This window comes from Streptococcus sp. 1032 (assembly GCF_013277015.1).
In the GTDB taxonomy this organism is placed as follows: Bacteria; Bacillota; Bacilli; order Lactobacillales; family Streptococcaceae; genus Streptococcus.
Genome location: NZ_VMMD01000015.1, coordinates 21,782 through 43,913 on the forward strand (window position 1 = coordinate 21,782; position 22,132 = coordinate 43,913).

General features: G+C 37.2%; 20 protein-coding genes and 2 pseudogenes. 12 read left to right on the plus strand and 10 right to left on the minus strand.

Annotated elements, in window-relative coordinates:
• The first annotated feature begins 67 nt into the window (after positions 1–67).
• The 3 genes from HT711_RS04715 to HT711_RS04725 all read left to right on the plus strand — a co-directional run bounded on the left by HT711_RS04715 (position 68) and on the right by HT711_RS04725 (position 4,855).
• Complete coding sequence (locus tag HT711_RS04715) at positions 68–1,738, plus strand: histidine kinase (protein ID WP_173249786.1); 1,671 nt, start codon at positions 68–70, stop codon at positions 1,736–1,738.
• On the plus strand, positions 1,719–3,257 hold the full coding sequence (locus tag HT711_RS04720; RefSeq protein ID WP_173249787.1) for a response regulator: 1,539 nt from the start codon (positions 1,719–1,721) through the stop codon (positions 3,255–3,257). Before HT711_RS04715 ends, HT711_RS04720 begins: the two co-directional genes overlap by 20 nt.
• A gap of 386 nt (positions 3,258–3,643) precedes the next feature.
• Positions 3,644–4,855, plus strand: coding sequence for an ATP-binding protein (locus tag HT711_RS04725; protein ID WP_173249788.1), 1,212 nt, complete (start codon positions 3,644–3,646; stop codon positions 4,853–4,855).
• Between the two features lie 337 nt (positions 4,856–5,192).
• On the opposite strand, the gene HT711_RS04730 is transcribed toward HT711_RS04725, so the two are convergent.
• Both HT711_RS04730 and HT711_RS04735 read right to left on the minus strand, forming a co-directional pair.
• Positions 5,193–6,635 (minus strand): HEPN domain-containing protein, encoded by a 1,443-nt coding sequence (locus HT711_RS04730; protein ID WP_173218028.1) that lies wholly within the window; start codon positions 6,633–6,635, stop codon positions 5,193–5,195.
• Between the two features lie 82 nt (positions 6,636–6,717).
• The gene (locus HT711_RS04735; RefSeq protein WP_173218030.1) at positions 6,718–7,833 is read right to left on the minus strand and encodes a hypothetical protein; all 1,116 of its coding nucleotides are present in this window, start codon (positions 7,831–7,833) and stop codon (positions 6,718–6,720) included.
• Between the two features lie 222 nt (positions 7,834–8,055).
• Here HT711_RS04735 and HT711_RS04740 point away from each other — a divergent pair.
• A pseudogene (locus tag HT711_RS04740) lies at positions 8,056–8,253 on the plus strand (site-specific integrase); the annotation flags it as partial.
• Positions 8,254–8,359: 106 nt separating this feature from the next.
• Here HT711_RS04740 and rpsI read toward each other — a convergent pair.
• Positions 8,360–8,752, minus strand: a complete 393-nt coding sequence (gene rpsI / locus HT711_RS04745) for a 30S ribosomal protein S9 (RefSeq protein WP_000075973.1) — start codon at positions 8,750–8,752, stop codon at positions 8,360–8,362.
• 18 nt (positions 8,753–8,770) lie between these two features.
• Complete coding sequence (rplM, locus tag HT711_RS04750) at positions 8,771–9,217, minus strand: 50S ribosomal protein L13 (RefSeq protein ID WP_001044624.1); 447 nt, start codon at positions 9,215–9,217, stop codon at positions 8,771–8,773.
• Positions 9,218–9,498: 281 nt separating this feature from the next.
• Here rplM and HT711_RS04755 point away from each other — a divergent pair.
• The 3 genes and pseudogenes from HT711_RS04755 to HT711_RS11415 form a co-directional block, all read left to right on the plus strand.
• Positions 9,499–9,864 (plus strand): annotated as a pseudogene (locus tag HT711_RS04755) (helix-turn-helix domain-containing protein); the annotation flags it as partial.
• 190 nt (positions 9,865–10,054) lie between these two features.
• Positions 10,055–10,372 (plus strand): DUF960 domain-containing protein, encoded by a 318-nt coding sequence (locus tag HT711_RS04760; protein ID WP_173234219.1) that lies wholly within the window; start codon positions 10,055–10,057, stop codon positions 10,370–10,372.
• Positions 10,373–10,378: 6 nt separating this feature from the next.
• Entirely contained in the window at positions 10,379–10,501 is a 123-nt protein-coding gene (locus HT711_RS11415) for a hypothetical protein (protein WP_262081894.1), read from the plus strand.
• A 76-nt stretch (positions 10,502–10,577) separates the two neighbouring features.
• On the opposite strand, the gene folK is transcribed toward HT711_RS11415, so the two are convergent.
• The 6 genes from folK to HT711_RS04790 form a co-directional block, all read right to left on the minus strand.
• The gene (folK, locus tag HT711_RS04765; RefSeq protein ID WP_173234217.1) at positions 10,578–11,390 is read right to left on the minus strand and encodes a 2-amino-4-hydroxy-6-hydroxymethyldihydropteridine diphosphokinase; all 813 of its coding nucleotides are present in this window, start codon (positions 11,388–11,390) and stop codon (positions 10,578–10,580) included.
• A gap of 158 nt (positions 11,391–11,548) precedes the next feature.
• A complete protein-coding gene (gene folE / locus HT711_RS04770) occupies positions 11,549–12,103 on the minus strand; it encodes a GTP cyclohydrolase I FolE (protein ID WP_061827444.1) in 555 nt (184 codons plus the stop codon).
• Positions 12,084–13,406, minus strand: a complete 1,323-nt coding sequence (locus HT711_RS04775; RefSeq protein WP_173218034.1) for a folylpolyglutamate synthase/dihydrofolate synthase family protein — start codon at positions 13,404–13,406, stop codon at positions 12,084–12,086. The genes folE and HT711_RS04775 overlap by 20 nt, the downstream gene beginning before the upstream one ends.
• Position 13,407: 1 nt before the next feature.
• A complete protein-coding gene (folP, locus tag HT711_RS04780) occupies positions 13,408–14,382 on the minus strand; it encodes a dihydropteroate synthase (protein ID WP_173234215.1) in 975 nt (324 codons plus the stop codon).
• A gap of 244 nt (positions 14,383–14,626) precedes the next feature.
• On the minus strand, positions 14,627–15,334 hold the full coding sequence (locus HT711_RS04785; RefSeq protein ID WP_050242564.1) for a type II CAAX endopeptidase family protein: 708 nt from the start codon (positions 15,332–15,334) through the stop codon (positions 14,627–14,629).
• A 104-nt stretch (positions 15,335–15,438) separates the two neighbouring features.
• Positions 15,439–16,857 (minus strand): NCS2 family permease, encoded by a 1,419-nt coding sequence (locus HT711_RS04790; RefSeq protein ID WP_173234416.1) that lies wholly within the window; start codon positions 16,855–16,857, stop codon positions 15,439–15,441.
• 189 nt (positions 16,858–17,046) lie between these two features.
• Here HT711_RS04790 and HT711_RS04795 point away from each other — a divergent pair, with 189 nt between their 5' ends.
• The 5 genes from HT711_RS04795 to HT711_RS04815 all read left to right on the plus strand — a co-directional run bounded on the left by HT711_RS04795 (position 17,047) and on the right by HT711_RS04815 (position 22,093).
• Entirely contained in the window at positions 17,047–17,859 is an 813-nt protein-coding gene (locus HT711_RS04795; RefSeq protein WP_173234414.1) for a Cof-type HAD-IIB family hydrolase, read from the plus strand.
• A gap of 224 nt (positions 17,860–18,083) precedes the next feature.
• A complete protein-coding gene (gene adhP / locus HT711_RS04800) occupies positions 18,084–19,103 on the plus strand; it encodes an alcohol dehydrogenase AdhP (protein ID WP_173234412.1) in 1,020 nt (339 codons plus the stop codon).
• Between the two features lie 234 nt (positions 19,104–19,337).
• Complete coding sequence (locus tag HT711_RS04805; protein WP_050222834.1) at positions 19,338–20,327, plus strand: PTS sugar transporter subunit IIB; 990 nt, start codon at positions 19,338–19,340, stop codon at positions 20,325–20,327.
• A 27-nt stretch (positions 20,328–20,354) separates the two neighbouring features.
• Positions 20,355–21,158: a PTS mannose/fructose/sorbose transporter subunit IIC gene (locus HT711_RS04810; protein ID WP_050271504.1), complete on the plus strand. Its 804-nt coding sequence runs from the start codon at positions 20,355–20,357 to the stop codon at positions 21,156–21,158.
• A gap of 23 nt (positions 21,159–21,181) precedes the next feature.
• Entirely contained in the window at positions 21,182–22,093 is a 912-nt protein-coding gene (locus HT711_RS04815) for a PTS system mannose/fructose/sorbose family transporter subunit IID (RefSeq protein ID WP_050222832.1), read from the plus strand.
• Positions 22,094–22,132 lie beyond the last annotated feature (39 nt).

The window sequence follows — 22,132 nt, forward strand, 5'->3', positions numbered from 1 at the left end:
AACATATCTGTTTTGTTACATGATATCGTATTTTCAAAGTGCTATAATTTTAATAGGAGACTAGTATATGAAATTAAATCACGACTTATCAAAAAAACATTCTATTCATTTTTTCTTTAAACTCCTACTTGTACTACTATTGATAAATATTTTAATCAATATTGCTATGAGTGACATAACCAGAAATTTTATTAAAAACCAAAATATAGTACACCTACGTAGTTCAATTGAAATTTATGCTGACTCTGTTAATGAGAAATTGCATTCTGTAGAACGCTTTATGTACTCAACAATAACGCATAATGAATCTTTAGAGAAATTAAATCATGTACAAACGTTTCTTGACTATCAAGAAGATCTCAAAAAAGTTCAAACTAGCTTTGCAGAGTTTGAATATCAAAATGAAACTCATATGACATTCTTATTAGAAACCGATAGTACTGATTATTTTATAAATGTCTCCAATCTTTATATTCCATATGAAGATTATCTACTGTTAAAATCAAATCTAAAATCATTGCGTAGTGATATAAGTGACCGTAAATGGAAAAATGTAACTACTAAAAACAGCGAATACTTAGTTAAATCTGTTCATTACGAAGGAAAAATCATTTATGCCGTCATATCTTCAGAAGATATCCTAAAACCTCTCAGAAAACTCAATATTGGAAATAATGGTAAACTTTCCCTAAAAGAGCCTAACAATATACCCTCCGAAAACTACCTAATTCATGCTCAAAATGAAAAAACGCATTTACCTTTCGATATTTATGTTTTAGTCGATTATGCCGAAGTCTTTAGAAATATCACACTCTTAGAAGTATTTTTATCAGCTGTTCCTATTATTATCACCATTTTATCAATCATCATTATCCTGTATATTCGTCAGTGGATGATTAAACCGATAACAAGACTCACTGAACGACTCTCTCAACTTGGGGACTCCATCCCCCCTTCTGAATTTTTTATATCTGAAGGTATACTAGAAATTGATAAGGCAAATGATAAACTTAATAAAGTAATATTTGACATGCAAGAATTAAAAATACGGGAATACCATTCACAACTAGAACTTAAGAAGATTGAACTTAATTATCTTAAAAATCAAATTCGACCGCATTTCTACTTAAATATGTTATCAATGATTCATAGTATGCTTCAAACAAAAAACTACAAAGAAATTGAAGAATTAACTATCCTAACTTCAAATTATCTCCGTCATTTATTTATGGCTAATCAAGATTTTTCAGAACTTAAAGATGAAGTTCAGCATATTAAAGATTATTTAGAAATACAACGAATTCGATATGGAAATAGCATCTACTTTTCACTAAACTACAATGATGACCTACAAAATACTCTTATCCCATCATTACTTTTACAAACATTTATTGAAAACACAATCAAACACGGTTTTTCATTTCAGGATTTATTTACAATTTTGCTATCGATAAAAAAAGTAAAAACTGAGAACTCAGATTATATTCAGATTTGTATCGAAGATAATGGTCCAGGTTTCTCTGAAGAAATTTTATCAAAACTAAATCAGAAACAGTCTCTAATAACAGAAGATGGACATCATATCGGGATAACAAACACCATCGAACGTTTAAATCTTCTCTATCCCAACGACTATACTATTACATTTGAAAATAATGAAGAAGGTGGAGCTAAAATTCTTTTACTCATTCCATACAAGATTATAGACGGAGGTTATAATGAACATTTTATTAGTTGATGACGATCGCTTTATCATTGAGGCTTTACGAGAGAAAATAAATTGGGATAAACTACACATTGACATTGTTTATGTTGCCTATAGCCTCACTCAAGCTCAAAATATTATTAGAGAGCATCCTATTGATCTCATGATAAGCGATATAGAAATGCCTCAAGGTAGTGGCCTCGAACTCTTATCGTGGATTAGAAATGAAAAATATGATATAAAAACAATTTTTTTAACCAATTACGCCGACTTCAACTATGCTCAAAAAGCAATTGAATTACAAAGCTTCGAATACTATCTAAAACCTATTAACTTTGAAAAATTAGAATTTATTATTCAAAAAGCCATTAGTAAAATTGAGAATCATAACTTAAACGGAAAAAATGATGCAGTTTTACAAATAGAAGATAACTTCTGGTATGATTACCTTAGAAAACCTCAAATTTCTCGCATTGATGAGCTAGAAAATATAGCAAACAAACAAGATTTTATTCTTCAAAAACACCAGTATTTTTTTCTTGCAGTTTTAACAATCAATCTTAATGAAGAAGATTATTCTGCAGAAACTCCATCATGGACTTCTCAACTAAAAAGAGAACTTCAAAGAATTTCACAACCTTCTTATAAGCTGATAAGTCTATTCAAAATGGAAAGCCAGGTTGATCAATATGTTTGTCTCTTTAGAGTAGACTCATCCAAACGTAGTGACAAATTGGCATATGAGATTCATTCTCAAATTTCTAATAACTTTAGTAAATACTCAAACATTATATATAAGAGTTGCCATAAAATATCCGATATTTTATTTCATACCAAAGAACTCTACACTTATAATGAACAATATGTTTCTTATTGGAATACTATTACATGTGTTCCACATAGTTTTCCAACTTCCTTTAAAACAGAAACTCTTTCAATTACTTTTTTAGATAGCTTAAGTGAATACGAATTAAGAGAAAAAATTAATTCACTTGCCTATAATTCTCAAATTCCTACTTTCACACTACAACAAATTTTACTAGATTGGACTCAACAAATAGGAATATATCTAGATCAAAAAGGAATTTCGGCACATAAATTGTTCCAAAACAGCACTCATGATTTCTTATTCCAACGACGCTTTCATTCAATTGAATCTTTTCAGGATTACTTTGATTATTACTGGTCGCATGCTAAGAAATTTGCAACAAACATTGAAAACCAAAAAAATAGTATTCAACGCATTGTCGAATACATAGATCATCACTACTATGAAGATATAAATCGTTCTATATTAGCAGATATGGTTTATCTCAGCGCAGATCATTTAGCTAGAATTTTTAAAAAAGAAACTGGAGAAACTCTTGTTAAATATATAACGGATAAACGCATTAATGCTGCTAAATCTCTCCTATCTCAAACAAATATATCGATATCACAAGTATCTTGTCAAGTAGGGTATGATAATTATTCTTACTTTACTAAAATTTTTAAACAAAGGACTGGACTTTCTCCTGGAGATTACCGTAAAACTTATCAAAACAAAATGTAAGCAATCTAAATTATTGAAATGCTAAAGACTATGGTAAGCTTTGACACTCTACAATTTTTCCAAAGATAGCTCCATAAACTTATTTGAAATTGCTGATAAGGTAACTTCTTAAAAAGTCAGTTTGAGAAGAAAATCCAGTAAATATTTCATAGGATAAAACGTATACTATCAAGCTTTTACACTCCTGATAGTATGCGCTTTTTATTTGAATACTTGCTATAACACCTTATAAGATTTACTATCATACCATACCAAAATGGACTATTTTTTGATTGCAGAAAAACACTATTTCTAAATACTTAGAAATAACCAAACGAATTCTATTTTATTTCTAAATATTTGAAAATAATGTCTATTTGTATTATACTATCTTTGAGGTATCTATTATGAACTATATTAAAAGACCACATTATTTAGACTTTCTAAGAAGACATCGTGACCGCCAAATCATCAAAGTTGTGAGCGGAGTTAGACGAGCTGGTAAATCTGTTCTCTTTCAACTCTATAAAGAAGAGTTACTAGCAACTGGGGTAGACGAGGATCAGATTATATCCATCAATTTCGAAGATTTGAGTTACTATGACCTGCGACATTTTCAAACATTATTCGCTTATATAAAAGAGCAGTTAGTTGGGGAGAAAACATACTATATCTTTTTAGATGAAATTCAACATGTTGAAAAATTTGAACTAGTTGCAGATAGCCTATTCATCCTACCAAATGTTGACCTCTATTTGACTGGATCAAACGCCTACTTTATGAGCAGCCAATTAGCAACAAACTTAACTGGTCGGTATGTTGAGATAGAGGTTCTTCCTTTGTCATTTGAAGAATACCTATCGGGTCAATCTCTCTCAGAGAATCTGAATACAACAGAAATTTTTAACAATTATCTCTTTAGTGCTTTCCCTTACTTATTGCAAACATCATCTTACGCTGAAAAAATTGACTATCTCAGAGGAATATATAACTCCATACTGTTAAATGATATTGTAACTAGATTAGGAAATCCAAATCCTACTATTATTGAGCGCATTGTTCGAACTCTTCTCAGTAGTACAGGTAGCTTAATATCAACAAATAAGATTCGCAATACCCTAGTCAGCCAAAATGTTTCAATCTCCCATAATACTTTGGAAAATTATTTGACAACTTTGACAGATAGTTTACTTTTTTATTCCGTTCCACGTTTTGATGTAAAAGGCAGAGCATTATTGCAACGCTTAGAAAAATATTATCCCGTTGATTTAGGTTTACGACACCTCTTATTGCCAGACCACAAAGAAGACATTGGGCATATCTTGGAAAATATGGTATATTTGGAATTGAGACGTAGATATTCACAAGTATATGTTGGTAATTTAGATAAATATGAGGTTGATTTTGTTGTTGTAACTGATCTTGGTCACTACGCTTATTATCAAGTCAGTGAAACAACACTTGCTCCAGAAACACTAGAAAGAGAACTTAGACCACTAGAAGCCATTAAAGATCAATTCCCAAAATATCTATTAACAATGGATACGATTCAGCCAACAGCAAATTACAATGGTATTGAGAAGAAAAATATCATAGATTGGTTACTAGAAAAATACTGAACCTATAAATTGATACACAAGAAAAACACTCCTGTCAAAATCTAGTGAAACTATGAACAGGAGTGTTTTGTTATGGCCGAAAAAGCTTATTCAGTAGAAACTAATACTAGACTAAAAATCAATGATGGAAACTCTTGATTTCTATACAAAAAAGACATCCAAGAGAAAATTCTTGAATGTCTGTAAACGTTAATATACTCATATTGATTAACGTTTACAGACAACTGACCTTGTCAGGTTGCAGCCACATTTATAAGCGACTAAAGTCTCAACAACTGTGTCAATTGTTCCAATTTCCATGAAAACATCCTAAATCATTGAGCTAATGGCTTGAGGTTTAGAATTTTTTATATTTATATTTCATATCCAATTCTTGATAAATATAATATCTCAGCACTTCTTGAAGAAACAATTTTGTTTCATACATCTCCCTGATATCTGTTATCATTTCTGGATAGTTATCTTTCGAATCACCATGAGTATAGTAATTTCGTGTTTGAATTAATTTTATTATTAGTAATTCTCTCTCACTATTCGAAAAAATTTTAGACAGATTAAGCTCATCAATTGAATCGAATAAATTTTTTAAACGTTCGGCAAGGTTAGGCTCTTTTTGATTAAATTTCAATTTATTTCTAAATTTTCTTCTTACCTCTTCTAAAAGATGTGTGTTTATAAAGTCAAACAAAGATTGTCTAGCTTTTTCTTCAACATCAGATAAACATTTCGGATTTTTAAAATTCTTAAAATTTCTAGAGTAAACTTCCAAATTCCTAATAGCATCAACCAACTGATCTTCCAAATATAAATCACCATGAAGATTTTTTGAAAATTGTCTCACTATAAATTCAAGTTCCTCAGATTTATCAAACCAATGATTTAAAATATGTTCAAAATTATCTTCTAATGCCCTCAAAGAAATATCTTGCTGAGAATACGATTTCCATTTTTGGGATTTTCTAGAATGCTGAACAAAGAATTTGCCTTTTATAAGTGGCATACGCTTACCATCTATCATTTTATAAAGAACAAGAAATTCAATATTAGTAAAAGACAATGGTATATTTGATAAAATCTCAATAAATTCCTTAAACTTATGTGAAGCTTGATAAAATTCATCAAAATATCTTATATTTAAATCAGCTGAAATAAGTTTAATAAAATAATCACTGGTAAATGACGTAGTTGTATATGAAGAATGGAGTATTGCCACATCTTCAAAGTTCATTCCTAGTGATCTTATTGACACTTTTGTTGGTTGATATTCACTTACTGCACTTTCAAAAATAGTTTGATTGTCTCTATATTTAACAGTTACCAATGATTTTTCAATCCATTCCTCAATATGTTCAAAGCTAAAATTATATTCCTTGATTTTTTCAGAATCTAATTCATTAATTAAATCTTTAAAGGCCTCAGAACTATAATCAAAATTTCCAAGCTCATTATAAAATACACTGTAAATTTTAAAATTTTTTACTCTATATCTAGTTATCGGAAATCCAGGAGATGAGGAATGTACCATTGGTTCACCATAAGTATTTAAAATTAAAATATTACCATTACTGGAGAAACCATATATCTTTTCCAAACACTTACCAAAACCGAATGAAATACCTGATTCCTCTTCAAATCCACCAAATAATTCTAATACAATTTCACTAGAAGAATAATGTAAAATACCGCTCAAGTTATCCTTACTAACTATATCGTCGGAACGTTCTGAAAAATACCCTTTTATTTCAAACTCTTTATTCCAAGTGTAATCTTTAAATTTCATATTATCCTTTCTGATTGCTTTTCAAAAATCTTCACAACTTTCTAAACTATGATTTTTATGTCGGTACTACCTTTTAATTGTATTAGACCAGCTTCCAATTCTCATCATTCGAGTTATCAATCAGAGTATTTCTTTTATTACTCAATAATTCATCACTCACAAAATATTGCCCTAGTCTCTCTACAAAACCACAATTCTGACAAGTATATAGATAATCTTCTTTTATTTCCCTCACTAAATTGATATTGAACTTATATATCCTCCCGCATTCTTCACATGTCATGCTAAGATTATCACCATTAAATATGAAATCAAAAATACTTTCTAATTCTTTATTTTCTTCTCCAGATAAAGCTAAAATTATCTTTAAATTTCTAATATACCGGTTAAGGGTAACTATTTCTAAATCAATATCAAAATATTTCTCAAATATAGCAATAGCTACTTCTACTAAATAAATGAGAATGTAGGGTGTTTTCTCATAGAACAAATGCCAAAAATCATCCCAAATCTTATCATCAGAAAATATAAAATTAAGATTTCGCTTTTCCGTAGGATAATTTTTATTCTTTGTCACCAAATGAATAGATTGATCAAATACACTTGTTAAACTATTTTCTGCCTTTCGATTATATATAATGTCATATAGTAATTCAGGATCAAGTAATTCTCTACTAAAATCCAAAAAACCATTTTCATACTGAATCGATTCTTTTGCTTTTAAAAGTAGGTCAATAACAAATTCTTTTTTACCCTTCAAATCACTTACGTCATATTCCCTAAGCTCTCCATATTGTATTTTTTCTAAGAAATCATGTGGTTGAACCAATATCCAACTTAAATAAAATAAATTATCTTGAAAAGGTTTCCTAGCAAGAGAAAATGCAACAGTAACTTTTCCCCTCTCTATACAACTCAGAGATTCAAATAGATAGTAATTTAAATCACGTAAAATTGAAAAAAAGATGTGAGGTATATATACATATTCAGAAATATCTAAATCTTTTTGTCTATCTAGTTCATCAAACAAGTCAATTTCATCATTTATCTCATTAGTAAATCTAAAAGATAGACTGGATAATTGATATTTATCAGCTTTAACTAAAATATCAACTAGTATATCATACAAATATAGCATTAATTGATGACGTTTTCTATACTTAGTTGGTAATAATTCTGATATGTGAGATTTAGCCAATATTACTTTCCTCAATTCTTTTTAACTCTACATAACTATATTATACTCTAAAAGTACTCAGTCTTTATCTAGAAGGTTCCTATATAACTTAACAATTATTTTAAGTGTAAACCTAGAAAAGCACTTTGCAAATAGCTTTGAAATATTGATATAATCGTATCAATTAACGTTTTAAAGCAACTGACTTTGCCCTCCCAGTCATATTATAGTGTCGATATAGCAAAAGGAAACACCAACAAGCCTTTACATGCTGACTATCTGAACAATAAAATGAAAAGCATTAGAAAGCGACATAAAGAGCTGGCACATGCTACACTTCATAAACTACGACATACAGGTACAACTCAAATTTATGTCAATACTCCTAATGTAGTTCCTATGGCAGTTGGTGAATTTGCTTTAAAGTCTCTAAAACAATAAGGTAAAAATAAGGTAAACTTTGAGGTAAGCTTTTCAAAAAAATACGAAAAAAGCACCCATAAGGTAAACTTTTGAGTGCTTTGAAACGTTGATATGATCGTATTGATTAACGTTTACTAAATTGTGATGCTTTACGAGCTTTCTTAAGACCTGGTTTCTTACGTTCAACTTTACGTGAGTCACGTGTAAGAAGTCCTGCGCGTTTCAATGAATCGCGGAAGTCTGGGTCTACTTGAAGAAGGGCACGAGCGATACCGTGACGGATAGCTCCTGATTGACCAGCGTATCCACCACCTACAACGTTAACGAAAACGTCGTATGAACCTACAGTTGAAGTAACTGCGAATGGTTGGTTGATGACAAGACGAAGGTCAGCGTGTGGGATGTACTCTTCAACATCTTTTTTGTTAACAGTGATTTTACCAGTTCCTGGAACAAGGCGAACGCGTGCAACAGCGTTTTTACGACGTCCAGTACCTGCATATTGTGCTTGTGACATACTTTATTGTTCCTTTCCTTAGATAAGTCCTGAAATATCAAGAACTTCTGGTTGTTGTGCAGCGTGAGTGTGCTCAGCTCCAACAAATACTTTCAACTTCATACCTTGAGCGCGTCCAAGAGTATTGTGTGGAAGCATACCTTTAACTGATTTCTCGATCAAACGTACTGCATTTTTAGAACGAAGTTCACCTGCAGAGATTTGTTTCAATCCACCTGGGTGGTTTGAGTGAGTGTAGTAGATTTTATCAGTTGCTTTTTTACCAGTCAATTTAACTTTTTCAGCATTGATAACAATCACAAAGTCACCTGTATCAGTGTGTGGTGTAAATGTTGGTTTGTTTTTTCCGCGAAGTACGCTAGCAACTACTGCAGAAAGACGTCCAAGTGGTACATCAGTTGCGTCAACTACGTACCATTTACGTTCAACTTGGCCTGGTTTAGCCATAAATGTTGTTTTGTTCATGATTTCTCCTATATATAGTTCGATTTTTGTTTACGGTGATGGGTGTTCCTTCCCATCGAAAAGTATTTGGAAGGTTCCGGGGCCTTTCAAATGGGGTAAACAATACCGCCTACTATAATACCAAATTTCACCCCTAAAAGTCAATAGATATGAAAAATATTTTTCTAAACGTAACTTCTCAAAGTAACTTCCACTTGCCTGACCAAAGTGGAAATTAGTCTAAAACGGATTTTTATGGTGGAATTAAGTGTGAGACGTTTGAGTTAGAAACGAGGTCTACTATGACAAAACATAAACACCTTACCCTTTCAGACCGTAATGATATCCAATTAGGTTTAGAGCGCAGTGAAACCTTCAAAGCTATTGGACAATCCATTCTAAAAGACCCGACTACTGTTTCTAAAGAAGTCAAACGAAACAGACAAGTCCGAGAGTCTACTTGCGATAACCTTCCTTGCCCTCTACTCGACAAAGCTCCCTTTGTCTGTAATGGATGCCCTAAAAGAAGACAGAATTGTGGCTATCAGAAAATCTTCTACCTTGCTAAACAAGCTCAAAAACAATACGAACAAACTCTTGTTGAATCTCGTGAAGGAACTCCCCTCAATTCCAAGACCTTCTGGGACATGGACAAAGTCATTTCTAATGCGTAACTTCTCAAAGTAACTGAAAGTTATATAATCAAGTTAATTTGGGAATTTACCTATTAACTTCGGGAGATTTTTAGGATTTTTTCCTTATTTCTCCCTGTAGCTAAAATCCTTTTCAAAAAATCACCTTTTCTTGATTTTTAATCCTATTTGCTGTATGATAAGGGAAAAGAAAGGGGGCAAAAATATGGCTTTTACCAATACCCAGATGCGGTCTGCTAGTTTTGGCATTGTTACCAGCTTGCCTGATGATGTCATTGATTCTTTTTGGTATATTATTGACCACTTCTTAAAAAATGTCTTTGAATTGGAAGAAGAACTTGAGTTTCAATTGCTCAATAACCAAGGAAAAATTACCTTCCACTTCTCAAGTCAACACCTCCCCACAGCCATTGATTTTGACTTTAATCATCCTTTCGACCCTCTTTATCCCCCGAGAGTTCTGGTTTTAGATATGAATGGTAGAGAGACTATCCTCCTCCCAGAAGAAAATGACCTATTTTAATACTCAATGAAAATCAAAGAGCCAATTAGGAAGCTAGCCGCAGGTTGCTCAAAGCACTGCTTTGAGGTTGTGGATAGAACTGACGAAGTCAGCTCAAAACACTGTTTTGAGGTTGCAGATGGAAGCTGACGTGGTTTGAAGAGATTTTCGAAGAGTATAAAAACTCTAGCCTTCAGTTGCAAACGACTGAAAACTAGAGTTTTTTCTATTTTTTCAAAGCATTATACAAGTTACGGATCGGTTGCTTTAATGTCGGATGGATAAAATGAGGCGCAATTTCCTGTAAGGACTCAAGGACAAAAAGGCGTTCCGCTATGTAAGGATGAGGCAGGATGAGGTCGTCTGTATAAATGACCTGGTCCTCCACAAAGAGCAAGTCCAAATCAATCAAACGAGGTCCCCAATGCACTTCTCTCACCCGTCCCATCTCTGCTTCAATGGTTAACAAGGTTTCTAATAGCACTGGGGCAGGCAACCATGTTTCTACTTCAACCACTTGATTAGCAAAGCTATCTTGCTCCACACCACCCCAAGGCTCCGTCGTAAAGACACTGGACTCTTTGAGAATATGGATACCTCGATTTCGCATTTTCTCAATGGCTTGTCTCAAGTTTGCTTGTTTATCTCCCATATTGCTTCCTAGGGCGATAAAGGATCGTTGCTTGCGGCGATGAATGGCTACCGAGCAAGTATCTAGTGGCAAATGCACTGGCGCCCAAGGTTTTTTCAGTTCCAGCTTCATTTCTTGGACAAGAGGATAGGCCTCAAAAGTACGTTCCACCAGTTTATAAGCTACCGTTTCAATCAAATCCTCAGTTGTTTCCTGAAACCAAGTCGTCCACTGCTGACACAGTTCTCCATAATGGACAGAAGCCGTTAAATCCAAGTCTGTCGCCGCCTTGGTCATATCATAGGATAGGATGGCTGAAACGACAAACTTCTGCCCCAATTCCTTCTCACTAGGAAAAAGACCATGATAGGCAAAAATTTCCAAATCCTTAATCTGCAGTTGATCCATAATGATTCCTTTCTAGAAAAATCCGCCCAAAGCGGATTCTTTTTATACTCAATGAAAATCAAAGTGCAAACTAGGAAGCTAGCCGCAGGCTGCTCAAAACACTGTTTTGAGGTTGCAGATGGAAGCTGACGTGGTTTGAATTTGATTTTCGAAGAGTATTATAGTCCCATTAAACGATAAGCCTGATCTCGGAGGTCCTTATCTGTTTCAAATAGACCACGAGCTACTGTCGTCAAGGTGGCAGTGCCCGGTTTTCTGACACCACGCATGCTCATACACATATGTTCCGCCTCAATGACAACAAAGGCTCCTTTAGCGCCTAGATACTCCATCAAGGCATCAGCCACTTCGATATTCAACCGTTCTTGAATTTGTGGCTTTTTAGAATAAACTTCAACCGTACGAGCTAGCTTAGACAAACCTGCCACACGGCCATCTGGAATATAGGCAATATGCGCTCTACCATAAAATGGCAAGAAGTGGTGTTCACACATGGTATGGAAAAAAATATCCTTTTCTACCACCATATTATCGTCAATAATCTCAAAGGATTTTGACAAATGTTCCTCCGCTGTTTGACCAAGACCTGAAAAAATCTCTTGGTACATACGGGCTACACGAGCAGGTGTTTCCTGCAAGCCCTCGCGATTAACGTCCTCTCCGACAGCCTCGATAATCATTTTTACAGCTGCTTCAATCTTTTGTGTATCCATTCTCATTCTTCCTCTCCATCAGATAGGCTCTCACTTGGCTCAAGAAATACAAGGAACCCGTGACAATCCTAACTGTTTGTTTCTCTTCTTTTTTATCTGTCAATTTCTGCTCTAGAAAATCCTGCCAACCTTGGTAGTTGAGATTCCTAGACTTAGCTGCCTCTTCCAACACGCTTTCATCAGTCGCCCGACTATCTTCAAAATGTGTCAGAGTAAGCTCGGTATCTGGCATTGTCCCCAGCAAGTCCAACATATCCTCCAAGGCCTTGGTTTTGATACAAGTAAAGAGGATTTCCTTATGATAATCCGCAAAGCGTTCTTGCAAGGTTGCCAATAAGGCCTTGATAGCATGGGGATTGTGGGCCCCATCCAAAATCATCAGAGGGTCTCTCGACACAACTTCCAAACGCCCTGGCCAACTTGCTTCTTCCAAGGCTTGACCAAGTAGGTCATTGCTTGCTAGCTCTCGACCATCTTCTAAACAAAAAGTATCAAGTAAAGCTATGGCCATCCCAGCATTCTCTATCTGGTGCAAGCCAAGCAGGCTAGTCTGGAAGCGACCTTGTCTGACAGCACTTGTATAGTCAAAGACTTCCCCTGTCACCACACTTTCTTGATGGCTGACCTGATAATCTGTCCCGTAGGCAAATCTCAGTGCATCTTTCCCTTCCGCAATGCAGTCAATCATAGCCAAAGCTTCTGGAGCAATACGCCCTGTTACCAAGGGAATCCCTTGTTTGATAATACCTGCTTTCTGCTCTGCTATGGCATCCAAGGTGTCACCAAGTAGGGCCACATGATCCAGTCCAATAGTGGTGATGCCTGTCAAAATGGGCTGGCAGACATTGGTACTATCTAAAAGTCCACCCATGCCGACTTCCATGATAGCCACGTCTACTTGCTCCGAGGCAAAGTAATCATAGGCTATAGCTGTGATAATCTCAAACTCGGTTGTCCCCTGCAAATTGGCGGCCGTTTCTCCCTCCAGCAAAGACTGATAGTCTGCCATGAGGGCTTCTAGCCTCGCTTCTGGGATAGATTCTCCATTGATGCTAATCTGGTCTGTGTAATGAATGAGATAGGGCGAGCTGAACACCCCAACTCTCAGCCCCATCTTTTCTAGCATATTTTTCAAAAAAGCAATGGTCGAACCCTTGCCATTGGTCCCTCCGATATGGATAACCTTGAGTTTGAGATGGGGATTGCCACGCAAAGCTAACAGTTCCACCATTCGTTCCAAGCCAAAATGCGGTTGATCCGTCCGATAGTGGGCAATCCACTGATTGTTTTCAATTTCTTTCATCTTATTTATATTGTTTTAAATCTAAATTTTCCGCTTCATCAGCCAGACGAATGGCGGAGGCAATTTCAACTGCCATCCTGTGACTAGCTACATCATGCACGCGCACCACTTCCACACCCTGTCTTGCAGCGATACTAGTTACATGAGCCGAAGCCGTATCTCGATTGCGGAAACCAAGCTCTGTCTCAGGATTGACTTCAAAACCATTTTCTTCTAGGATATTGATGACAAATCGCTTGCGCGACACTCCAAGAAAGATTGGATAGCCCTTCTGATGTAGTTTATCCAAGTCCCGTAAAAGAAGCAGATTTTCTTTCTTGGTCAGACCAAAGCCAATTCCTGGATCCAGAAGGATGTTTTCTTGTGCAATACCAGCTTCCTCTGCTCTCGCTAGGGCTCTGTCAAAGAAAGCCTCCATCAAGTCTTCGATTGGCAATGTTTCAAAGTCAGCTAACTCTTTTTCTGTAAAAGCTTGACCAAAACCAAAATGAGGGAAGATGAGCGAGCTAGGGTGCTGAGGTCGAGCCATGACTGGATTAAACATGATGACCACTTTCGCACCAGCCTTAGCAACCACATGGGCCATTTTTTCATCACCCATGAGACCAGTAATATCATTAACTAGATTGGCACCAGCAGCCAAAGCAGTCTCTGCCACCTGACTTTTCCAAGTATCAATAGAAATGAGGACATCACTTTCCTTGCGAATCGCTTTAATCACTGGAACAACACGCTGGATTTCCTCTTCTATCTCAACATAGCTACTTCCCGGCCGAGTCGATTCTCCGCCGATATCTAGCATACTCGCTCCCTCTGCGATCAACTTCCGAGCCTGCTGGAGTGCTTGCTCAAGAGCAAAAAATTGACCACCATCCGAAAAGGAGTCTGGGGTTACATTGATAATTCCGCAAATAGCTGTCTTTGCACGATTGGCTTTACTTAACATATCGGTCACTCCCTCAAGGCTTTTCACCATATTATTTCTCTATTTTACCATAAAAAGAAAAAGATGGACACGATTGCATTCATCTTTTTCCCAGTAGAAACAAGTAAGCAATTGTCAATAATCTTATACTCTTCGAAAATCTCTTCAAACCGCGTCAACGTCGCCTTGCCGTATATATGTGACTGACTTCGTAAGTCTTATCTACAACCTCAAAACAGTGTTTTGAGCAGCCTGCGGCTAGTTTCCTAGTTTGCTCTTTGATTTTCATTGAGTATTAAACAGAAATCCCTAATGTCCGACTCAAAATCACCACAAGAGCCAACAAACAGAAAAAAACTCCATTAACAATCATGTGAAGTAAGATAGACATTTCCAAACGTTGGGTTTTATAAACTGTCCAAGTTAGCACAGTTGACATTCCTCCATAGATAAGAAGAGAAGGTAGATTTGTCGGTAAATGAAGCAAGGCAAAGATAATAGCACCGACTATATAACCCACATTTTCTTTACCACGAAAGAGTTTTTTAGGAATCACTCCTCGACATAAAATCTCCTCACAAATAGGAGCTATTAGAACCAGTAAGAAAAAACTGGAAATTAAGGAACTATTCTGGACCAAATCATTAATATTTGATTGATTGCTGGTTGTTGTTTCATTCATCAAACGCAGTAAGACCACACCAAGAATATTAAAGGCAAGAATCACTAGATAGCTTAAGGCCAATCTAGCCAAATCCTTAGCCTTGAAAAACGATAAACCAAAACTAGCCAACTGTGTTTTCCTAGCACCTATTATAAATACAGTTAAAACCACAAGAGATAAGACCCCTACTAATAGTCCAGTTTGAAGCAGTGGAAATTTTCTGCTAGTTAGAAAAGTTGCTAGGGCTAAAGGAAACTGAGAAAACAAAAGCCCTACTAGAAAGATTATTAACCACTTCCCCCTGTTTAATACTTCATCCCAAATATTCTTTTTTATCATCAATTATACTCCTACCATTCAATCAAAATCACCTACCTAGTTTGAAGCAATTTTCAAGTAACTATAATATAAAAAGGGGAGAACCCCTTTTTATATTATAGCATTTATAGTGCCATGCTGATGTAGTTCAGGATAAATAAGGCATCCAAAATCCAAATCATGACATGAACATCTTTAGCTTGACCTTTGACAAGCTTAGTCAAAGTGTAAGTCAAGAAACCAACTGCAATCCCTTGAGTGATAGAGTAGCTGAATCCCATAAAGATAGATGTGAAGAAAGCAGGAACCGCTTCAGACATATCGTCCCAATGGATATTTTTCAAGCTAGCCAACATCATAATCCCAACGATAATCAAGATTGGAGCTGTAGCGGCTGTTGGTACAATCGCTAGAAGTGGACTAAAGAAGCTTGAAATCGCAAAACAGATAGCTACAACCAAGGCTGTCAAACCAGTACGTCCACCTGCACCGATACCCGCAGCAGACTCAACATAAGTCGTTACGTTTGAAGTACCTGCAATGGCACCGACTGTCGTTCCAATCAAATCAGAGTAAAGAGCCTTGTCCAACTTGGCTGATTGGTGATTTTCACCATTTGTCGCTACAATACCAACTTTTTCACCTGTACCAATCAAGGTACCAATCGTGTCAAAAATATCTGTCAATGAGAAGGCAAGAATGGCCATCAGAGTTTCAGGCAAGCGAGCTGTATCTGAAATCAAAGCTCCCAAACCTTCTGAACCAAGAGCTGCACCAAAGACTGTCTTCAAATCTTCAAAAGCTGCACCAACATGGTTATTAGCAAAATCGATACTAGACAAATCTACCAAACCAACTGCGATAGCAAGAACCGTTGTTGTCAAGATAGAGAGGATAATTCCCCCTTTAATCCCTTTAATGACAAAGAAGATTGTGATAGCAAGTCCTGCAAGAGCCACCAAAACAGCTGGATTATTAAAGCTGACCAAGCCTGGAACTGCTGAAGAATTTGCTGCAATCGTTGCTTGAGCTTTGTCAGCCCCTTCTCCTACAACAATATAGTTGCCTGGATCAATCGTAAATTTCAAAAGTCCAGCATTCTTAATCCCTACATAGGCAAGAAAGACACCGATACCAGCTGAAATAGCCGAGCGAAGGGCATTTGGAATCGATTCAATGATCATTTTACGAACATTTGTCAAGGTAATAATCAATGAAATAATCCCACAGATGAAGACCATAGCTAGGGCTTCTTGCCAAGAATAACCGAGTCCAAATACAACTGTAAAGGTAAAGAAAGCATTCAGTCCCATACCTGGCGCTTGAGCGTATGGCAAGTTAGCATAAAAAGCCATCATCAAGGTACCAGCAACTGCACCGATAATCGTTGCGAGGAATACACCCTGAGCAGGCATTCCTGTTTGCGAAAGCATTTGTGGGTTTACAAAGAGAATATAGCTCATTGCAAAGAAAGTTGTTAAACCAGCGAGAACCTCTGTACGAACGTCTGTACCGTTCTCTTTTAGTTTAAATAATTTGTCCATCATCAATCTCCTTTTAATTTTTACGAACAATAATAGAATTATATCATTCATCATTCACTTTTTCAATATATTTGTTTAATTTATTTAAGAATTTGATGGAATTTCATTTTTTGTTTGGAATCTGCTTTTCTGTCTGCTTTTTGTTATAATAGAAGACATCTTATCTGGAAAGACACTAGAAAGGTTCATATGACGAAAAAAATTATTGCACTAGACCTGGATGGAACCCTGCTCAACTCAGACAGTCAGATTTCTGACTTTACCAAAGAAACCATTAAAAAAGTTACTGAAAAAGGCCATCAGGTTATTATTACGACAGGTCGCCCTTACCGCATGTCAAAAGATTTCTACCGTGAACTAGGCTTAGACACTCCTATGATTAATTTCAACGGCTCCCTTACTCATTTACCAGACCAAGTTTGGGACTTTGAAAAGTGTTTGACGGTAGACAAAAAATATCTGCTAGACATGGTTCGACGTTCTGAGGACATTCAAGCCGATTTTATCGCTGGAGAATACCGTAAAAAATTCTACATCACAAATCCCAATGAAGAAATTGCCGATCCTAAACTATTTGGTGTAGAAGCTTTCCAGCCTGAAGATCAATTTCAGCCAGAGTTAGTAACCAAGGATCCTAACTGTATTCTGTTACAGACCAGAGCCAGTGACAAATATGCCTTGGCAAAAGAAATGAACGCCTTCTACCAGCATCAACTGTCTATCAATACCTGGGGAGGTCCGCTCAATATCCTTGAGTGTACCCCAAAAGGTGTCAATAAGGCCTTTGCTTTGGACTACTTGCTCAAGGTAATGAACCGCGACAAAAAAGATTTGATTGCTTTTGGAGATGAACACAATGATACCGAAATGCTCGCTTTTGCTGGGAAGGGCTATGCCATGAAAAATGCCAATCCAGAGCTACTCCCTTATGCCGATGAGCAAATTTCCTTGACCAATGACCAAGACGGAGTTGCCAAAATCCTGCAAGACTTATTCTTATAGCCCCTACTGACCAGCTTGCGAGCTGGTCTTTGTGCTCTTTTCACAGTCTCATCAACCAGTTAATCGATTGTTCTATTTTTTACCACCAAAACCTTGGAAAAGGCTTTCTTTTGTGATATACTTCACATATAAATACAAGAGAGCTCGTTACACTCGACTCTGTTGACACAAAATCAATCCAGTCCCGTTGTCCCTGTTCTCGGTCAATATAAAGGAGGATAGCTATGAAAGCTGTTGTTGTAAATCCAGAAAGCACTGGTGTTGCTATTGAAGAAAAAGTACTCCGTCCACTTGAAACTGGGGAAGCACTTGTAGAAATTGAATACTGTGGCGTTTGCCACACCGACCTCCACGTTGCTCATGGTGACTTTGGTCAAGTCCCAGGACGTGTTCTTGGCCACGAAGGTGTTGGTATCGTTAAAGAAATTGCTCCAGATGTGAAAAGCCTTAAAGTCGGTGACCGCGTCAGCGTTGCTTGGTTCTTTGAAGGATGTGGTACTTGCGAATACTGTACAACTGGCCGTGAAACTCTTTGCCGTACAGTAAAAAATGCTGGCTACTCAGTAGACGGTGGTATGGCTGAACAGTGTATCGTAACTGCAGACTATGCTGTTAAAGTTCCTGACGGACTTGATCCAGCCCAAGCCTCTTCTATCACATGTGCTGGTGTAACAACCTATAAAGCTATAAAAGAAGCAAAAGTTGAACCAGGTCAATGGGTTGTTCTTTACGGTGCTGGTGGACTTGGTAACCTAGCTGTTCAATACGCTAAAAAAGTATTTAATGCTCATGTCATCGCAGTTGATATCAACAACGACAAACTTGCCCTTGCAAAGGAAGTCGGTGCTGATGTCGTTATTAACGGTCTCGAAGTTGAAGATGTACCAGGACTCATCAGAGAAAAAACTGATGGAGGAGCTCATTCAGCTGTCGTAACTGCTGTATCTAAAGTTGCCTTCAATCAGGCTGTTGACTCCGTTCGTGCCGGTGGTCGCGTCGTCGCTGTCGGTCTTCCTTCTGAAATGATGGAACTCAGCATCGTTAAAACAGTCCTCGATGGAATCCAAGTCATCGGTTCTCTTGTAGGAACTCGTAAAGACTTGGAAGAAGCCTTCCAATTCGGTGCAGAAGGTTTAGTAGTTCCAGTTGTTCAAAAACGTCCAATAGAAGATGCCGTAGCCATTTTCGACGAAATGGAAAAAGGTCAAATACAAGGACGTATGGTACTCGACTTCACCCATTAATCTATTAGAAACCTATTTTAAAAGTTGGAATGCGCTTCCAACTTTTTTATATTAAATTTTTAAATAAGGATTCAAAAAAACTTCTCTAAAACTCAATATATCAATATTTTCAGATGTAATCTTTTTAATTATTTTATGATAAATAGTTGATTTTTAGATGAAAACGGTTTATACTTAAAAAGTCTTAAAGTTTTCTTAAACGAAAACTAAAACAAAAAAGGAGGAATGACAATAATGAGTATCGGAATCATTATTGCGAGCCACGGCGAGTTTGCTGCGGGTATTCATCAGTCAGGATCTATGATCTTTGGTGAACAAGAAAAGGTTCAAGTTGTAACCTTTATGCCAAATGAAGGCCCTGATGATCTATACGCTAAGTTTAATAACGCTGTTGCTGCATTTGACGCAGAAGATGAGGTTCTAGTTCTGGCTGACCTTTGGAGTGGATCTCCATTTAACCAAGCTAGTCGCGTGATGGGAGAAAATCCCGAGCGTAAGTTTGCCATCATCACAGGACTTAATTTACCGATGTTAATTCAAGCCTACACAGAGCGCCTCATGGACGCTGCTGCAGGTGTAGAAAAAGTCGCTGCTAATATCATTAAAGAAGCCAAAGATGGCATCAAGGCTCTTCCAGAAGAGCTAAACCCAGTTGAAGAAGTTGCAAGCGCTGCAGCTGCTCCAGTTGCCCAAGCTGCTATCCCAGAAGGAACTGTTATCGGAGACGGTAAATTGAAAATCAATCTTGCCCGTCTTGACACACGTCTACTTCACGGTCAGGTTGCAACTGCTTGGACTCCAGATTCAAAAGCAAATCGTATCATCGTTGCTTCAGATAACGTAGCTAAAGACGACCTTCGTAAAGAATTGATTAAACAAGCAGCTCCAGGTAATGTCAAGGCTAACGTGGTTCCAATTCAAAAACTGATTGAGGTTTCAAAAGACCCACGTTTTGGAGAAACACATGCCCTTATCTTGTTTGAAACACCTCAAGATGCCCTTCGTGCCATCGAAGGTGGCGTGCCAATCAAAACTCTTAACGTTGGTTCTATGGCTCACTCAACAGGTAAAACATTGGTCAATACTGTTTTGTCTATGGACAAAGAAGACGTTGCTACATTTGAAAAAATGCGTGACTTGGGTGTTGAATTCGATGTACGTAAAGTACCAAATGATTCTAAAAAAGATTTGTTTGACTTGATTAACAAAGCCAATGTCAAATAAGCCATTATTTATGAAAGGATTTTAAAGATGTCTATTATTTCTATGGTTTTAGTAGTCGTTGTAGCCTTCCTTGCAGGTCTTGAAGGCGTCCTCGACCAATTCCAATTTCACCAACCACTTGTAGCCTGTACCCTTATTGGGCTTGTAACAGGTCACTTGGAAGCAGGGATTATCCTCGGTGGATCGCTTCAAATGATTGCCCTTGGTTGGTCAAATATCGGTGCTGCTATCGCTCCTGATGCTGCACTTGCTTCTGTCGCTGCTGCCATTATCATGGTTCTTGGTGGTGACTTTACTAAGACAGGTATCGGTGTTGCCCAAGCGGTTGCTATCCCTCTTGCCGTTGCTGGTCTATTCTTAACTATGATTGTTCGTACAATCTCAGTTGGTTTGGTTCATACTGCAGATGCTGCCGCTAAAAAAGGTGACTTCGGCGCTGTGGAGCGTGCGCATTTTATTGCGCTACTTTTCCAAGGACTTCGTATCGCGCTTCCTGCAGCTCTTCTCCTTATGGTACCAACTGAAACTGTACAAAGCATTCTAAATGCTATGCCTGATTGGCTCAAAGATGGTATGGCTATCGGTGGTGGTATGGTTGTTGCCGTTGGTTACGCTATGGTTATCAACATGATGGCAACTCGTGAAGTATGGCCATTCTTCGCTCTTGGTTTCGTTCTCGCTGCCGTATCAGACATTACTCTAATCGGATTTGGTGCTATCGGTGTTGCTATCGCGCTTATCTACCTTCACCTTTCTAAAACTGGTGGAAATGGTGGCGGAGGAGCCGCAACTTCTAACGACCCAATCGGCGATATCCTAGAAGACTACTAAGATAAGAAAGGACTGAAAACATCATGACTGAAAAACTTCAATTAACTAAATCAGATCGTAAAAAAGTTTGGTGGCGTTCAACCTTCTTACAAGGGTCTTGGAACTTTGAACGGATGCAAAACTTGGGCTGGGCTTATACACTCATTCCAGCTATCAAAAAACTCTACACTAAAAAAGAAGATCAAATCGCTGCTCTTGAGCGTCACCTTGAGTTCTTCAACACTCATCCATACGTAGCCGCTCCAATCATGGGGGTTACTCTTGCGCTTGAAGAAGAACGTGCTAACGGTGTGGAAATCGATGACGCTGCTATCCAAGGGGTTAAAATCGGTATGATGGGACCTCTTGCTGGTATCGGTGACCCAGTATTCTGGTTTACAGTACGCCCAATCCTTGGATCTCTCGGTGCTTCACTTGCCCTTACTGGCAATATCTTGGGTCCACTCCTCTTCTTTGTTGCATGGAACTTGATTCGTATGTCATTCTTGTGGTATGTTCAAGAGGTTGGATACAAGGCTGGATCAGAAATCACTAAAGATATGTCTGGCGGTATCCTTCAAGACATCACTAAAGGAGCTTCTATCCTTGGGATGTTCATTCTTGCTGTCCTTGTTCAACGCTGGGTAAATATTAAATTTGCTTTCGATGTTTCCAAAGTTCAACTAGATGAAAAGGCTTATATCCATTGGGATAAATTGCCAGAAGGATCTAAAGGTATCCAAGAAGCATTCGCACAAGTAGGACAAGGATTGTCTCAAACTCCTGAAAAAGTTACTACTTTCCAACAAAACTTGGATATGTTGATTCCTGGATTATCAGGACTACTCCTTACTTTACTTTGCATGTACTTGCTTAAGAAAAAAGTATCTCCAATCACTATTATCCTTGCCCTCTTCGCAGTGGGTATTGTGGCACATGTTCTTCACATCATGTAATCAAGCAACTTAAAAGGAACCAGGTTCTAAGCCTGATTC

Excerpts from the sequence above, each read along its gene's own strand:
- HT711_RS04715 (WP_173249786.1), top strand. The coding sequence starts at position 68 with ATGAAATTAAATCACGACTTATCAAAAAAACATTCTATTCATTTTTTC.
- HT711_RS04720 (WP_173249787.1), top strand. The coding sequence starts at position 1,719 with ATGAACATTTTATTAGTTGATGACGATCGCTTTATCATTGAGGCTTTA.
- HT711_RS04725 (WP_173249788.1), top strand. The coding sequence starts at position 3,644 with ATGAACTATATTAAAAGACCACATTATTTAGACTTTCTAAGAAGACAT.
- HT711_RS04730 (WP_173218028.1), bottom strand. The coding sequence starts at position 6,635 with ATGAAATTTAAAGATTACACTTGGAATAAAGAGTTTGAAATAAAAGGG.
- rpsI (WP_000075973.1), bottom strand. The coding sequence starts at position 8,752 with ATGTCACAAGCACAATATGCAGGTACTGGACGTCGTAAAAACGCTGTT.
- rplM (WP_001044624.1), bottom strand. The coding sequence starts at position 9,217 with ATGAACAAAACAACATTTATGGCTAAACCAGGCCAAGTTGAACGTAAA.
- HT711_RS04760 (WP_173234219.1), top strand. The coding sequence starts at position 10,055 with ATGGCTTTTACCAATACCCAGATGCGGTCTGCTAGTTTTGGCATTGTT.
- HT711_RS11415 (WP_262081894.1), top strand. The coding sequence starts at position 10,379 with ATGAAAATCAAAGAGCCAATTAGGAAGCTAGCCGCAGGTTGCTCAAAG.
- folK (WP_173234217.1), bottom strand. The coding sequence starts at position 11,390 with ATGGATCAACTGCAGATTAAGGATTTGGAAATTTTTGCCTATCATGGT.
- folE (WP_061827444.1), bottom strand. The coding sequence starts at position 12,103 with ATGGATACACAAAAGATTGAAGCAGCTGTAAAAATGATTATCGAGGCT.
- HT711_RS04775 (WP_173218034.1), bottom strand. The coding sequence starts at position 13,406 with ATGAAAGAAATTGAAAACAATCAGTGGATTGCCCACTATCGGACGGAT.
- folP (WP_173234215.1), bottom strand. The coding sequence starts at position 14,382 with ATGGTGAAAAGCCTTGAGGGAGTGACCGATATGTTAAGTAAAGCCAAT.
- HT711_RS04785 (WP_050242564.1), bottom strand. The coding sequence starts at position 15,334 with ATGATAAAAAAGAATATTTGGGATGAAGTATTAAACAGGGGGAAGTGG.
- HT711_RS04790 (WP_173234416.1), bottom strand. The coding sequence starts at position 16,857 with ATGGACAAATTATTTAAACTAAAAGAGAACGGTACAGACGTTCGTACA.
- HT711_RS04795 (WP_173234414.1), top strand. The coding sequence starts at position 17,047 with ATGACGAAAAAAATTATTGCACTAGACCTGGATGGAACCCTGCTCAAC.
- adhP (WP_173234412.1), top strand. The coding sequence starts at position 18,084 with ATGAAAGCTGTTGTTGTAAATCCAGAAAGCACTGGTGTTGCTATTGAA.
- HT711_RS04805 (WP_050222834.1), top strand. The coding sequence starts at position 19,338 with ATGAGTATCGGAATCATTATTGCGAGCCACGGCGAGTTTGCTGCGGGT.
- HT711_RS04810 (WP_050271504.1), top strand. The coding sequence starts at position 20,355 with ATGTCTATTATTTCTATGGTTTTAGTAGTCGTTGTAGCCTTCCTTGCA.
- HT711_RS04815 (WP_050222832.1), top strand. The coding sequence starts at position 21,182 with ATGACTGAAAAACTTCAATTAACTAAATCAGATCGTAAAAAAGTTTGG.